The 16,017-nt window shown below is 37.3% G+C and carries 11 protein-coding genes; 8 read left to right on the forward strand and 3 right to left on the reverse strand.

Annotation, left to right across the window (positions count from 1 at the left end; all coding sequences use genetic code 11):
• Positions 1 to 204 precede the first annotated feature (204 nt).
• Positions 205 to 1,455: an NAD(P)/FAD-dependent oxidoreductase gene (locus ACQKOF_RS21105; RefSeq protein ID WP_427561340.1), complete on the reverse strand. Its 1,251-nt coding sequence runs from the start codon at positions 1,453 to 1,455 to the stop codon at positions 205 to 207.
• A 604-nt stretch (positions 1,456 to 2,059) separates the two neighbouring features.
• On the opposite strand from ACQKOF_RS21105, the gene asnB reads away from it, so the two are divergent.
• The 4 genes from asnB to ACQKOF_RS21125 all read left to right on the forward strand — a co-directional run bounded on the left by asnB (position 2,060) and on the right by ACQKOF_RS21125 (position 8,680).
• Entirely contained in the window at positions 2,060 to 3,907 is a 1,848-nt protein-coding gene (asnB, locus tag ACQKOF_RS21110) for an asparagine synthase (glutamine-hydrolyzing) (protein ID WP_427561343.1), read from the forward strand.
• Between the two features lie 747 nt (positions 3,908 to 4,654).
• Entirely contained in the window at positions 4,655 to 6,268 is a 1,614-nt protein-coding gene (locus ACQKOF_RS21115; protein WP_427561346.1) for a putative polysaccharide biosynthesis protein, read from the forward strand.
• A gap of 9 nt (positions 6,269 to 6,277) precedes the next feature.
• Entirely contained in the window at positions 6,278 to 6,991 is a 714-nt protein-coding gene (locus ACQKOF_RS21120) for a pseudouridine synthase (protein ID WP_427561348.1), read from the forward strand.
• A gap of 174 nt (positions 6,992 to 7,165) precedes the next feature.
• Positions 7,166 to 8,680, forward strand: a complete 1,515-nt coding sequence (locus ACQKOF_RS21125; protein ID WP_427561350.1) for a GGDEF domain-containing protein — start codon at positions 7,166 to 7,168, stop codon at positions 8,678 to 8,680.
• Positions 8,681 to 9,026: 346 nt separating this feature from the next.
• On the opposite strand, the gene ACQKOF_RS21130 is transcribed toward ACQKOF_RS21125, so the two are convergent.
• Together ACQKOF_RS21130 and ACQKOF_RS21135 are read right to left on the reverse strand one after the other, a co-directional pair.
• Positions 9,027 to 10,202 (reverse strand): MDR family MFS transporter, encoded by a 1,176-nt coding sequence (locus tag ACQKOF_RS21130; protein WP_427561353.1) that lies wholly within the window; start codon positions 10,200 to 10,202, stop codon positions 9,027 to 9,029.
• A gap of 581 nt (positions 10,203 to 10,783) precedes the next feature.
• On the reverse strand, positions 10,784 to 11,005 hold the full coding sequence (locus ACQKOF_RS21135; protein WP_036118795.1) for a DeoR family transcriptional regulator: 222 nt from the start codon (positions 11,003 to 11,005) through the stop codon (positions 10,784 to 10,786).
• A gap of 353 nt (positions 11,006 to 11,358) precedes the next feature.
• On the opposite strand from ACQKOF_RS21135, the gene pepV reads away from it, so the two are divergent.
• From pepV to ACQKOF_RS21155, 4 genes are all read left to right on the forward strand, one after another.
• Positions 11,359 to 12,789 carry a dipeptidase PepV gene (pepV, locus tag ACQKOF_RS21140; protein ID WP_427561356.1) on the forward strand — a complete coding sequence of 477 codons (1,431 nt, stop codon included), beginning with the start codon at positions 11,359 to 11,361 and terminating at the stop codon, positions 12,787 to 12,789.
• Between the two features lie 3 nt (positions 12,790 to 12,792).
• The gene (dat, locus tag ACQKOF_RS21145; protein ID WP_427561359.1) at positions 12,793 to 13,638 is read left to right on the forward strand and encodes a D-amino-acid transaminase; all 846 of its coding nucleotides are present in this window, start codon (positions 12,793 to 12,795) and stop codon (positions 13,636 to 13,638) included.
• A gap of 311 nt (positions 13,639 to 13,949) precedes the next feature.
• Positions 13,950 to 14,954, forward strand: coding sequence for a nuclease-related domain-containing protein (locus ACQKOF_RS21150; protein ID WP_427561362.1), 1,005 nt, complete (start codon positions 13,950 to 13,952; stop codon positions 14,952 to 14,954).
• Positions 14,955 to 14,957: 3 nt separating this feature from the next.
• Entirely contained in the window at positions 14,958 to 15,908 is a 951-nt protein-coding gene (locus tag ACQKOF_RS21155) for a diacylglycerol/lipid kinase family protein (protein WP_427561365.1), read from the forward strand.
• Positions 15,909 to 16,017 lie beyond the last annotated feature (109 nt).

Genomic DNA, 16,017 nt, shown 5'->3' on the forward strand with positions numbered 1-16,017 from the left:
TACAATCGCTGATAAAAGACTTAGAATCGCTGATAAGTCGCAGAAAATCGCTGATAAAAGACTTAGAATCGCTGATAAGTCGCAGAAAATCGCTGATAAAAGACTTAGAATCGCTGATAAGTCGCAGAAAATCGCTGATAAAAGACTTAGAATCGCCGATAACTCACGAAAAATTGCTGGTAGAAGTCCGAGATACAGAGTATATTACAGTGCTGCATTCATCCCTGCAATACGTCCTGTAACGAGTGCTGACGTTATATTATAGCCACCCGTGTAGCCATGAATATCAAGGATTTCTCCGCAGAAAAATAAACCAGCTTTTTTCTTTGAAGCCATTGTCTTCGGTTCAATCTCTTTAACAGAGACGCCACCTCCAGTGACGAATGCTTTTTCAAGGGATTGCGTACCACTAACTGTCATTGTGAAATTAACGAGTAGTTTAGCTAAATTGCGGATTTTTTCCTGTGATAATTCAGTGCCAGTCAGTTGTACATCGATATCTGCACGTTCACATAAAAATAGAAGCCAGCTTTCAGGTGCAATTCCTTTCCAAACATTTTTCACCGCTTTTTTTGGATCTTCTTTAATGAGTCTGTTTAAATATTGCAGACATGTTTCTTCATTATAATCAACAAGTGTTTGAATACGCATTGTCACAGGCTCGTAACCTGTTTTCATTAATTCTTTCACGACAAATTGACTACAGCGTAAAACAGCAGGACCGCTTAATCCGAAATGAGTAAAGAGCATGTCCATTTGATGTGTGACGAGCACTTTGCCCTTTTTGTTTAAAACAGAGACAGCGACATCGCGTAACGCTAGCCCTTGTAGCTCACGAGCTTGAATAAAATCCTCTTTTGAAAGTACGGGAACCTCAGTAGGGAAAAGTGTTGTAATTGTATGGCCAGCACGTTCTGCCCATGGATAACCATCTCCTGTTGAGCCTGTTTGTGGAACAGCTTTCCCACCAACGGCTACGACTACTGCCTCACTACGAATTTCTGTGCCATCTGTAAGTCGTACACCGAGAATTTTCTCATCATCCATTAGAAGCTTATTAACGGGTGTGTTTAAGCGTACTTCAACATGTAGCCTCTGAAGCTGACGAATAAGTGCATCTACAACATCTTGCGCGCGATTAGATACAGGGAACATACGCCCATGATCCTCCTCTTTTAATGCCACACCAAGTCCTTCGAAAAATGCGATAATATCTTCGTTATTGTAAACCGTGAATGGGCTGTAAAGAAAACGACCGTTTCCAGGTATGTGCTTGACTATTTCTTCAACAGGCAAACGATTTGTGACATTGCAGCGACCACCACCTGAAATGGCCAATTTTTTGCCAAGCTTTGTCCCTTTTTCTAGTAATAATACTTTCTTTTTACGCTCTGCAGCAGCGACAGCAGCCATTAAACCAGATGGGCCTCCACCGATAACGATAACATCGTACATATATTTAAACTCACTTTCTCTTCAAATTAGGAATCTTTCCTATTATACATGAAGTCTATATAGAGGGGCTTCTTTCACATTGAAAATAAAATAAAAGTATTTTATAATTCCTTATCTTCTACTTTAAGTAGTTCCTCACCATAACGTGGGGTTGATTTCCGTTCCGACTGGGCGCTTTGTTGCTGACGCTACGCTTTCGCACAGATAAAACATTTGTTGCTGACGCTACGCTTTCGCGCAGAGCAAAGCTTCCTGGGGGCGTCCGATGAGCCGCTTCGTTTCGCTGCAGGATCTCATCTGTGACGCTAATCCCCGAGAAGTCGCCCAGTCTCCACTACAATCAACTTATACCCATGATATACTTTTTAACACAATGTCATCCGAAACTTTCGGTGAAGAGCTTTCATGTGTGGATTTTAGATGGAAGATGGAAAATTGAAGTGTTTTTAAGAGAGAGAAAGTGCTCGTTGGTTGAACGAATAATCGGTGTAGAATAAACTCACTGATGAAAGTTATGCTTTATCTGTATTGTCTGTATGAAATGAATGTCTTTTCATGCTATTATGGTAAAGGTTATGCACTAAATTATGAGGTGAAAAATAGAATGTGCGGATTTATAGGCTATATTAATGGAACAAATGTGATCGATCATCATCAAACGATCGAAAATATGATGAATACAATTATTCACCGTGGACCAGACAGCGGTGGGATTCACAGTGATGATACAGTAACGTTAGGATTCCGTCGATTAAGTATTATCGACTTATCAGACGTGGCAAATCAGCCATTATACAGTGCGGATGGTAACATCGTTCTCGTATTTAATGGAGAGATCTTTAACTTCCAAGAGCTACGTGCTGATTTGATTGAAAAAGGTCACAACTTTAAAACACACTCTGATAGTGAAGTTATTATTTATGGTTATGTTGAATACGGAGTAGAATTTGTCAAAAAGCTTCGCGGAATGTTCGCATTCTGTATTTGGGATAAAAAGAATGATTTACAATTCATCGCTCGTGATGGCTTTGGTATTAAGCCACTGTATTATACAGAAAACACAACAGATGGTACTTTTATTTTCGGTTCAGAAATTAAATCATTTTTACCACACCCATCATTTATTAAAGAATTAAATAAAAATGCGCTACGTCCCTATTTGACGTTCCAATATTCTTCAATGGACGAAACGTTCTTTAAAGGTGTGTACAAATTACAACCAGCACATTATATGCTTATTCAAAATGGACAAAAGCAAATTGTGCAGTATTGGGATAAAAAATTCCATGCCAAAGAAGCTCCAATTGAAAAATATGTAGAAGACATTCGTACGACTGTAAGTGAATCAGTAGACGCGCATCAAATAAGTGATGTAAAGGTTGGTTCTTTCTTATCAGGTGGTATTGATTCAAGTTATATTACTTCATTATTACGCCCTGATAAATCCTTCTCTGTTGGTTTCTCTGACTACGAGGATATGTTTAATGAAACAAATTTAGCAAAAGATTTATCGGATACATTAAATATTCAAAATGAACGTAAATATATTTCGGCAGATGAGTGTTTTGAAGCATTACCAAAAATTCAGTGGCATATGGACGAGCCACAATCAAACCCATCTTCTGTACCACTTTACTTCCTTTCAGAGTTAGCATCGAAGGATGTAACAGTAGTACTTTCAGGTGAAGGTGCGGATGAAATTTTTGGTGGTTACTCATGGTACCAAAATTCTGGTAAAATGCAAAAATATGAGAAAATTCCATTTGGTATTCGTAAAGCGTTACGTGGCATAGCAGAGGCGTTACCTAAAAATCAATATTCGAACTTCCTCGTTAAAGGTGGACAAACAGTAGAAGAACGCTTCATTGGGGAAGCGGTTGTATGGGACGAAGACGATGCATTAAATGTATTGAAACCAGACTATAAAAATGGTCCATCTGTAAAATCGATTACAAAACGTATTTACGATGAAGTTCCAGGTGATGATGATGTTACTAAAATGCAGTATCTTGATTTAAATCTTTGGATGCCAGGCGATATTTTATTAAAAGCAGATAAAATGAGTATGGCTCATTCTATAGAATTACGTGTACCATTTTTAGATAAAGAAGTGATGGAATTAGCGAAAAACATTCCATCAAAGTATCGCGTAAATGACATTGATACGAAATATGTTCTTCGTCAAGCTGCGCATCAGGAGTTACCTGAAGAATGGGCAAAACGTCCAAAGCTTGGCTTCCCAGTGCCAATTCGTCACTGGCTACGTGAAGAAAAGTATTATAAGATGGTAAAAGAAATGTTTACAACTGACTTTGCTAATGAATTCTTTGATACAAAACAATTAGTAGGCTATCTAGATGAGCACTATGAAGGAAAAGCAAATCGTGGACGTTATATTTGGACAGCCTATGTGTTCTTAGTATGGTATAAACAATTTTTCGTAGAGATGTAATAGAGAAGTAGCTTTAATCGGTGGGGGTTTTCTTAATCTCCACCGATTATTTTGAGCCTTCTACTTTCCGTGGGGAGGACATAACCGCTATTTTTTTATGGAGCTTCTAGAACTTTTTAATGTATTTATGCGTCTGTTTACCTATAAATATGTTAAGATTACAGTTGGTTTACTTATTTAATATTTTGCGATTATGTGCTTTCTTGTTTTTTTTGCTGAATTTTGTTGGCCCAGTAAAACTGCTCAAGTAGCAGAAAGAGGGTTAAACCTCGAATGCTTTGAAAAACGCCTGCTCTGCTTGTACTGAAACAAGCATCTTTAACTTCTTTCAGCAGAAGTCTCCCACCTCTATAGGTGGTGAGATGAATGCGGTTTTATGTCCCTTTTCAGCGGGTGTCCAAACATCGGCTGAAATAAAGGAACTCAGTCTAAGAACGCCACGTCCTGTGGCAACGACTGAGTGACCAACATCCTGTTGGCCTAAAGCCTCCGGCGGATGTCACGGAATCGGAAAGAGGTTCATAAAGGATGTTAGCCTAAAATCATCGCATCCATGCGATAACGGCTAACTGACCTGCATCGGTAATGTGGCATTACCGAAATGACCGACATCGTGTCGGCCCTCGTGCAGGCCTAAGCACAAAGCCGATTCCGGACGCAATTATGCCGAGGCATAATTGATCAGTTAATATTTTATAAGTGTTACGATAATGAAAATATTGATTTTACGATGAATGGATGGGTACGATGTCCAATTTAATGAAAGGTACCGCGATATTAACAATGGGAATGTTTTTATCGAAGGTGCTGGGATTAATTTATATTTTTCCTTTTTATGCGATTGTGGGTGAGGAAAATGTTGCCCTCTATCAATATGCATATATTCCCTATTCGATAATGCTAGCAATAGCCATCTCAGGTGCGCCAATTGCTGTATCTAAGTTTGTTTCTAAATACAATGCATTGGGTGATTACCAATCAGGCCGCAAGCTTATGAAATCAGGCATACTTATTATGATGTGTACGGGGTTAGCTGCATTTATTGTTCTCTTTATGTTAGCTACGCCAATAGCGGGTCTTGTTATAAAAAGTGATGAACAGGCATTTACGGTAGAGCAAATTGCTTCGGTTATTCGCTGGGTTAGCTTTGCGTTAATTGTCGTGCCATTTATGAGTCTCTGGCGTGGATTTTTCCAAGGCTATGACAAAATGGAGCCTACAGCGGTTTCTCAGTTAGTGGAACAAATTGTTCGTATTGTTGTGTTATTAGGTGGTTCATTCTTAGTTGTGGTAGTTTTCAACGGGAAACCAGAAACGGCTGTTTCTTTTGCAGTATTTGCTGCCTTTATTGGGGCAATTGGTGGGTTGCTAGTACTTTATTATTATTGGAAGAAATATCAACCTGAATTTGATTTACTGCGAAGTCAAAGTGTGACGTCTACACAGCTACCAATGTCCAACATATATAAAGAAGTAATTACGTATTCAATTCCTATGGTATTTGTAGGCGTAGCCAATCCGTTGTTCCAATTAGTGGATATGCTAACGTTTAATGGAGCTATGATATCTATAGGCTTAGCGGAAGTAACGGATAAGTATTTATCAATGATTAACTTTACAACACAAAAGGTTGTCATTATCCCAGTAATGTTAGCTACAGGTTTTTCGTCGGCACTAGTACCGACGATTACAAAATACTTTACGCAAGGCGAATATTTATCGCTACGACATGCAATGGATAAAACATATCAAATATTAATTTTTATTACATTGCCTGCGGTAGTTGGGATTTCATTGTTATCAAATGAAATTTACTTTATGCTCTATACTGAAAGCGAGATGGGGGCTATGATTTTAGCCCATTATGCTCCTGTTGCTATTTTATTTGCATTATTCCAAGTGACAGCAGCTCTTTTACAGGGCATTGACTTCCAAAAGTGGATTGTCTTTAGCTTATTAACTGGAATTTTCGTCAAGCTAGCGATTAACATTCCGTTAATTCGTTGGATGGAGGCAGATGGCGCACTTCTTGCTACAGCTATTGGCTATAGTGTTTCAATTATCATTAATATGCTTGTGCTACGAAAAACACTGAACTACAGATCAGAAATGGTTATTCGTCGTGTCATGCTCATTTCTCTTTTGACAGCGGCAATGGCGGTAAGTGTACTAATCGTTCATAAACTTTTAGTGTTATTAATGGGACCAGTAAGTGGTAAATTCTCTGCATTTGTTTATTCTGTTATTTGTGCTGGAGTAGGTGTAGCAGTATATGGCTATTTGTCTTTACGCCTAGGCTTAGCACAAAAGCTTCTCGGTGAACGATTGACAAGAATTACGAACAAACTGGGAATTAAATAGGAGGTACTAATGCGTTTAGATAAATTACTGTCGAATATGGGTTACGGGTCACGCAAGGAAGTTAAGCAGCTTCTAAAACAAAAAGCAGTAACAGTAGATGGCGCATATGCGAAGGATGCAGCATTACATGTTGATCCTGAAAAGCAGGAGGTCTCCATATTTGGTGAACGTGTGAACTATACAGAATTTGTATACTTTATGATGAATAAGCCTCCCGGAGTTATTTCTGCAACGGAAGATTTACGAGATGAAACCGTCATCGAGTTGTTAGAGCCTTTACATCAACATTTCCAGCCTTTCCCTGTAGGTCGCCTAGATAAAGATACAGAGGGATTATTGCTGATAACAAATGATGGCATATTGGCACATAATTTATTGTCTCCTAAAAAACATGTGCCAAAGGTTTACTATGCACAAATAGAAGGAATTGTGACTGAGGAAGACTGTGAGAAATTTGCTCAAGGTGTTGAGCTAGACGATGGTTATGTAACAAAACCAGGGGAGCTCATCATATTAAAATCTGCTCAGCAATCAGAAATTGAGTTAACGATCCAAGAAGGTAAGTTTCATCAGGTGAAGCGTATGTTTGAAGCTGTTGGTAAACGTGTAACGTATTTAAAACGCCTATCGATGGGCAGCCTAAAGCTAGATGACAGTCTAGTGTTAGGTGAATATCGAGAATTAACGGCTGAAGAGCTAGCCTGCTTACAAAATAGGGATTAAAGAATTCCTCGATGCTAACGACGATTAGTATCGAGGCATTTTTTATATACATACTTATACCAGTAATAATATAATTAATATAACTTTTAGTGAAAAGCCATTTAGTCTATCGTACTAATAAATCTCTAAATGTTTCAGAAAAAATGATGGTGAAAATAAGTAGAGGGTAAGTTCATGAAAAACTTAAGAATAAAATTATTAATATCTTTAATTGCCTTTGCATTAATACTGGTGGCTGTAATTTTTTATGTCAATAGGCAAATACTTACGGCGGATATAGAAAAACAAGAAATTTTGAATAGAACATTAATTGAAAATCATATTCTGACAGATATGCAAACGGTAGATAATGCACATTTTTATTTTGATAAAGATATCTCTGGCAAAATGGAAGAAGTACTACGTGAACTAATTACATTTTATAAAGAAAACCCATATATAGCAAAGTGGGATTTGCAGAAAATAAAAAACAAACATGGAATGGATGTGTACATACTCGACCGATCAAATACCGTAATTTATACAACTTTTGAAAAAGATAAAGGTTTAGATTTTTCTAAATGCTGCACACGTTTTTCCACTTTACTAGACGAACGTCGAGCAAGCGGGGAATTCTACAATGATGGTATAGATATTTCAACAACCACTGGGGGATATCGGGAATTTGCCTATTTAGCAACACCTGACAAAAAATATTTATTTGAGGTAGGAATAGACTTACTTGATGATCCTGTATTTCAAACCTTTAACTTCGAAAAGACTGCAAACTATCTAATTGATAAATATGCTGATTTGTTAGAAGTACAAACGATAAATGCGGGAGGGGTTTTCTTTGATAATTCTAAATCCCGTAAAATAACTGTAAATGATCAATCGAAAATGTTTCAAGAGCATTTTAAGCTAGCACAAAAAACGATGAAGCCAACGGAATATCAAAAGGAGTTTAAAAATGGCTATATCGAGACATACCGTTTTTTACCATATAAAGCAGAAACGGATCGGGGAGATGCCTCTAAAAGAGTTGTGTATGTAAAATATGGGAATTTAACAGAAATAAGAGCGCTAACTAAAAATACAAAGCAGTTTCAGATATTGCTTTGTATTGCCTTAGTAACTTCTTTCATCATGCTATTAGTCATCAACAAACTCCTTTCCAAAACGATTCATCTCGCAACATATGATCCATTAACAAATGTTTATAATCGTGCTACCTATATTAGAAAAATGGACAATTTATTAAGAAAAAGGAAGACGAATCAACCTGGTTTATTGCTGTTAGATTTAGATAATTTTAAACAAGTAAATGATCGATTTGGACATGTCGAAGGTGATAAAATTCTGATTGAAACAGCAAGAACTTTAAAACAAGAAGTAGGGAAAAACGGCTTTGTTGTTAGATTTGGTGGAGATGAATTTGCAATTGTTTTATATGATACGAAAGATGAAAATATGGAAAAATTAGCGAATTCTATTTTGGAGAAAATTCGTCTCTTGAAGTATGAGGATAAAGTTTCTGTTGATAGATGGTCTGTACTTTCAGTCAGTATGGGCGGTGCCATTTGCATTCATCCTGATGAGTCAGAAAGAAGCTTATTTGAGCGTGCAGATAAGGCATTATATCAATCGAAAAATGCTGGTAAAGACCAATACACAAGTTATGTAAAGGCTCCTGCTAATGAAGAAAGTTAAAGCCACATAAAATTTTAAGGATGAATTGTAATATTGCTCGCTCCATCCCTAATAGTGAGTCCAAGCAAGTATATCAAATGCTTGAGATTCGCTTCTAGAAATGGAGCGATTTTTTGTCTGAAGTTAACTCCCGTAAAAGCCCTATTACTTACATTTTATTGGCTTATCACCAAAAGTTGTGGATGACATTTGTTAAAATATTGGGGATCAGCAATAGAGGAACGAAGGCTAAAATCATCACATCCTGTGATAACGCCTTCGTGACCAACATCCTGTTGCCCCGACGCCCCCAGGAAAGCGCCCAGTCGGAACGGAAATCAACCACACGTTATGGTGATGAGCCACTTTATTCCTGTTGCGGCTTAAGCTTTGATCTATAAAATAGACAACTGCATAAAACTAGAACAGCAATGACCGCAAACATTGCGTTCATATAATGTGTTAACAGCCACCCACCAAGAATTGGTCCAAGAAAGCCCCCTAAATTTTTAAATTGAGCTGCTCCTAAATAGGTTCCCTTTTGTGTATCAGGCGCAATTTCATCAATCATGACATTCATAGTCGGAAAGGCGAAAATTTCACCAATCGTGAATATAATCATAGCGATAATATATAACGGATAGTTATTTGAGAAGCCAAATAATAAAAGACCAAACGCGAAGAACAGAATCCCTACTAAGAGAGTAGCTGTCGATGAAAAACGTTCTGAAAGTATACTAATCGGTAATTGTAGTAATAACACAACTGCTGCATTTAGCGAGATTAGTAGAGAATAGAGCTTGGCACCATCTTCAATTTTAAGTTCAATGATTTGTGGCAATGTTGAATCAAATTGAGAGTAACCAATATTTATTAAAATTGCCCCAAAAATAAAGCTTAGTAGTACACGATTTGTTAATAGAATCGTAAAGGTTTGCAGTATTTTCGTTGGTGTTGAAGCTTTTGGTTGTTGCATTTCATAGCGATTTAAAACGAAAAATAAAAATACGGCATAAATAATATACATAGTCCCTGTCAGCATGAATGGAATACTTGGGCTGGACAATTGAGAAATATAAACACCAATGATAGGACCGATAACAGCGGCTATGTTAATGGCTGTGTAACGAAACGAAAACAATCTTTTTCGTTTGTCAGCAGGAGTAAAATCAATCATTAATGCCTGTGTCGAGGGTTCAAAGAAGGAGCGACATAAGCCATTAAGGGCATTCAATGCTACAAAGAACCAAATCGTTTGTGCTGTTGCAAAGCCAAAGAACACAATGCTCCAAACAATAATCGTAAGCAAAATGACGTTTTTTCTACCAAATCGGTCAGTTAAATAACCACCAAAGAATCCGCCTATAGTGGAGATTAACGGTGCAATACCAATCGTCAAGCCTATTTGTAAAGGGGATGCTTCAATTTCATTATGTAAGTAAATTGCTAAAAAGGGCATTGCCATAAAACTTGCAATGCGTGTGAAAATAGTTCCCCCTAAAATAATCCAAACAAGTGGATGAAACAGTTTGGGAAGTTTCATAGAATCCTCCTCTCAAAATGTAGAATGTTTCGATTTTAACGGATTATTAATCAATTGTAAATAGTCAAAAAATATTTGGAGATAACGCCGAGAAAACGAATATTTTAAAAAATACATGGATGCTTAGCAATTATAGGGGAGAAATGCTTTGCATAAATATGGCTCATCACCATAATGTGGGGTTGATTTCCGTTCCGACTGGGGGCTTTGTTGCTGACGCTTCGCTTTCGCACAGATAAAACATTTGTTGCTGGCGCTTCGCTTTCGCACAGATAAAACATTTGTTGCTGGCGCTTCGCTTTCGCGCAGAGCAAAGCTTCCTGGGGGCGTCCGATGAGCTGCTTAAAAGGATGTTGGTCACGAAGGTGTTATCACAGGACGTGGTGCTCTTAACCTTCACTCCAATCAACTGGCATACGTTTAAAAAATGTCACTTAAAGTAATCACAATCTTTTGAGAGGTATTTGCTTGGGAGCATGATAAATTGTGGGGTGATCAAAAAATAGTACAAAAAAAAGAATGACCACGACGAAAGGTCATTCTTTTCCCATACAAAATGCTTTACGTGTTACACGTAAAAACTAAGACGTCATTTTTACTTTTTTCTTCGTCGTTGTCCATTTGCCTCGACTTGGACTCATCACCAAATCGTTAAAGGCTAACACGTTCAAATCTCTTTGAACAGTGCGAGGAGTGATACTAAACTCTTCGACTAAATCCTGTGTAGACACGGTTCCTTTGTCTAAAATAAACATGTACACGTCTTTAATACGATTAAGCATTCGATCAGTAGTTGGTTTCATAAATGAACCACTCCTTCATCTTAATTCTCTTGGCAAAGACTAGCGGACGACAATATGTGCGGAGTGCACTTAGGCTAATAAGTAGCTGCCTTAGACATCCCCTTTTCTAATTTTATAGGTCAGAATTATTCTGATAACTTCATTATATAGAAAAGCTAGTCAATTTTCTAGTGAATGCAAGGGAAATTTACAATTAAGACATAAAATTTATACTGTATTTTGTGGGAATAAGTGAAAAACGTGCTATATGTGGTAGCGTTCAAAGTAAGATTTAGAAAAGTTGTCAGAAAGATGATTGTAATTTACGTTGTAAAGAGTAGAATAATGTTAATACATTGAGGGAGGTACATCAAATGGATTGGTTACAAGCTGCAAAGGAAAGGCAAGATGAATTGATACAAGAGTTACAGGAGCTTGTGCAAATTAATAGTGTTCTCGATGAGAATACGATTACAACTGAAGTACCTTTTGGTGATGGTCCACTAAAGGCTCTTGAATGGTTATTAGTAAAGGGCCAAGTTGAAGGACTACAAACGAAAAATATCGATAATTATGCAGGTCACATACAGATGGGTGAAGGTGATGATTTATTAGGTATTTTATGTCATGTTGACGTAGTACCAGTTGGTGATGAATCAAATTGGACATACCCACCTTTTAGCGGCACTGTAGCAGATGGTAAGCTATTTGCTCGTGGTGCAATAGATGATAAAGGCCCAACAATTGCGGCATGGATGGCCATGAAACTTGTCAAAGATGCAGGCATTAAGCTTAATAAAAGAGTACGGATGATTATCGGTACGGATGAAGAAACAGGCTTCCGCTGTGTCGACCACTATTTTAAACATGAGGAAATGCCGGCGATTGGATTTGCACCAGATGCGGATTTCCCACTCATCAATGCTGAAAAAGGCATTGCAGAGCTAGTGTTCTCTCAAAATAAAACAGGCGATGCTTCGAAAGAACAGCTATTATTATTTAATGCTGGAAAGCGACCAAATATGGTACCTGATTTTGCAAAAGCAACGGTGCAGTTTGTTTCCCCACAATTCGAACAGAATTTTCACACATTTTTAAGCAAAAATCAGCTAGAAGGCTCTTTATTAATCGAGGGTTCTCACTATATAATAACTATCAAAGGTAAAGCAGCCCATGCAATGGAGCCGGAAAAAGGTGTCAATGCAGCTGTTTATCTTACAGCATTTTTACAACAAGAGTTGACGACAGAGGCAAGTAAACAATTTGTCGACTTTACCGCAGATGTTTTTTATCAAGATCATTATGGTAACAAGCTTGATTTACAATTTGAGGACAAAATGTCTGGTAAAACTACATTAAATCCAGGCATTGTAACCTATGATGTGGCTAAAGGTGGCAGTATGGTAATTAGCATGCGTTATTCTGTCACATATCCGTTTGATGAAAAAATTACGGAAGCACAATGTTTAGCTGTAGCAAAAGGATTTTCATTGGATATTCAAGATGACTCAAAACCTCATTATGTAAGCGAGGACGATGCATTTATCCAGACTTTAGCAGGTATTTATAGACGTCAAACAGGAGATTATGAAACGCCTTTACTTTCTACAGGTGGTGGTACGTATGCACGTGTGATGAAAAAAGGTGTGGCATTTGGCATGCTATTCCCAGGTGAACCTGACGTGGCGCATCGTGTGGATGAGTTTGTCGTCATTGAAAATCTCATAAAAGCAACAGCTATTTATGCTGAAGCAATTGTTGAACTTGCAGGAAACAAAAAACTTAAAGATGAAAAGGATGTATGAAACATGGCATATTCATTATGGAATGATCAAATCGTTGAAGAAGGATCTATTGCAGTATCTCCAGAAGACAGAGGTTACCAATTTGGTGACGGCATTTATGAAGTAATTAAAGTTTATAACGGAAATATGTTCACAGCACAAGAACACATTGATCGTTTCTATGCGAGTGCCGAAAAAATTCGTCTTGTCATTCCTTATACTAAAGACGTATTACACAAATTATTACATGAACTTATCGAAAAAAATAATTTGGAAACGGGTCATGTTTACTTCCAAATCACACGTGGTACAACTTCTCGTAATCACATTTTCCCAGACGCAAGTGTTCCAGCTGTATTAACTGGGAATGTCAAAGCTGGCGAGCGTTCATATGAAAATTTTGAAAAAGGTGTTAAGGCTACCTTTGTAGAGGATATTCGTTGGTTACGTTGTGATATTAAATCTTTAAACTTATTAGGTGCTGTATTGGCAAAACAGGAAGCATCTGAAAAAGGTTGCTATGAAGCTATTTTACATCGCGGTGACATCGTAACAGAATGTTCATCAGCAAATGTTTACGGCATTAAAGATGGTAAGCTTTATACACACCCTGCAAATAACTTCATTTTAAATGGTATTACACGCCAAGTTATTTTGAAATGTGCTGAGGAAATTAATTTATCTGTTATTGAAGAACCAATGACAAAGGCTGATTTATTAACAATGGATGAGGTAATTGTGTCATCTGTATCTTCTGAAGTAACACCTGTTATCGATGTTGATGGAAACAAAATCGGTGCTGGAGTTCCAGGTGAATGGACTCGTAAATTACAGCAAGCTTTCGAGGCAAAATTACCGCTTTCTATATGATGCGAAATAAATGAATCTTCTAAGAGAGCTACCTTAAACTTGGGTAGTTCTCTTTTTCTATAGAACAAATTATGGATGTTTTCTCATGAAACGTCATGTAAAATATAAAGGATAACTACAGAATAATTACTATCGGGATTTAAAGTCAAAGAGCAAATGTCGATGTAATGAATGCAAATGTCTATTTATCTATATTCAGCAACGCGAAAGCTATAAGGTGAAATTGAAATTGTGATTGGTTTACCTTCCAAGCAATAGTGGTGAAATTAGCAAATTAGATATAGAGCGAGTAAGATTGGAGTGACCTTAACATGGCACAATTGGTGAAAATACAAGATTATATTTCACGCTATCAAATTGATTTAGCAAGATATCCAACACAATTTGTACGCTTAAAGAAAAGTCAATGGGAGCGTGTTAAGCGACAGTGGGAGTTAGGAGAAGAAATTAGTGAGTGGCAACATACCGACGACGATTCAGAAAATGATTCTTTCGCAGAAAAAGAGAGATTCTCTTTATTCAAAAAGATATTTGCAGGTCGTCAGAAGGAAGAAAATGAGGACATTGAACAAATAGAAATAACGAATGAACTAGTGAGTGATGAAGATAGCATACCAGAAGAAGAAACTACTTTAACGTTTGAACCAAAAATTGTCTATGCACCGCAATCTGTTCATGAATTAAAACGAATGTTTATCGATCAATTTTTCCATTTCCAAATGAAATGGGCAAGTTCAACATTACGAGAAAAGTCGTATGTAGATCCTCGTTTTACGCGTGACCCCTTACTACGAAATTTGTTACAAAAATTACCGGATAATTATTTGCTTTTTTATTATCCTATTTTACAAATTAGAAAAGCACCCATAGAGCTTGATGTCGTGCTAATGTCACCGACAGAATGTATTTGTATAACAGTGCTAGAAGCGGAAAATCAAGCAGTTTATGTGGGAGGCAGTGAGCGATTCTGGATAAAAAAAGTAGGAACGAAGGATTCAAAAGTCCTTAATCCGATGATAAGTTTAAATCGTATGGAATCTGTATTAACTCAATTATTTAAACAGGACGATATAAATATGCCGATTCGCAAGGTTATTTTAACACAGAATGGCTATTTCGATTATCCAGGGTCACCTTACGGAATTCAATTTGTTGATCGTCGAAATTATGGAGAGTGGATGGAGCATTTAAGGAAAGTATCCTCTCCTATGAAACATATGCAAATTCGTTCTTCTCAAACGATTTTAAACAATGTACAAACAACATCCTTTAATCGAGATATTTGGCAGCAATCTTCTCAACCAGCTGGGGATTAGTGAATGCAAGTATTATTTATAGTGAACGAAGCAGCAGGGCACGGCAAAGGTAAGAAAGTTTGGCATCATCTTCAACAGCATTTAACAATGAACTATGAAGTCGCCTTTACAGAATATGAGGGACATGGACAGGAACTTGCAAAAAATTGGGCGCAAGATATTCAAACAAAAAAATTAATTGTTATTGTTGGCGGTGACGGCACAATACATGAGGTTGTTAGTGGTGTTGTACATAATAAATTTATAGTGATTGGTGTAGTCCGTGCGGGCTCTGGGAATGATTTCGCACGATACTTTACTACATTTCAAAATGCTTTTCAAATTGAAAGCTATATACAAACAGAAATGGCTAATCTCCCAATGGATGTTGGTGCCGTTCAGTTTGGAGATCCACAGCACGAGTTATTTGTCAATAATGCTGGAGTGGGCTTTGATGCATTTGTCACAAAACGTATTAATAAATCCCGTTTAAAGTTTTACCTCAATAAAATAGGGCTCGGCAAGCTATCCTATGCTGCGGCTGTTATAAGAGGGCTATTTAGCTTTAGACGCTTTGATGTAACTATTCGTACTGACAATAAAGAATGGCGATTTCAGCAGGCATGGTTTGTTGCGATGAGCAATCAACCTTATTTCGGAGGGGGTATGAAAATTTCCCCTTCTTCGAAACCTGATGATGGACTAATCGAAATAACAATCGTTCACGGTATTTCACGACTTAAATTGCTGCTAGTATTTGTTACTGTGTTTTTTGAAAAACATACAAAATTTAAAGAGATTACTTTTTTGCAAGGCAATCAATTTAACATTTTCGTGCAAGCAAATGATGTTGATTGTCATACGGATGGTAACTATATTGGAGAAATTAGAGAGGGAACGAATATTCATTGTACAGTGCAACGTAATGCTTGGCAGGTTATATCAAAGGAACATAAAAAAATGGCCAATCACTAAAAATTAGGGATGACAATTGTTAAACTATGCTATGCATAAAAGTTGATTGGAGTGGAGGCTGGGCGACTCCTTGGGGATCAGCGATAGAGGAACGAAGGCTAAAAGCATC

Source organism: Lysinibacillus sp. NPDC093190 (assembly GCF_050280425.1).
Lineage (GTDB): Bacteria > Bacillota > Bacilli > Bacillales_A > Planococcaceae > Lysinibacillus.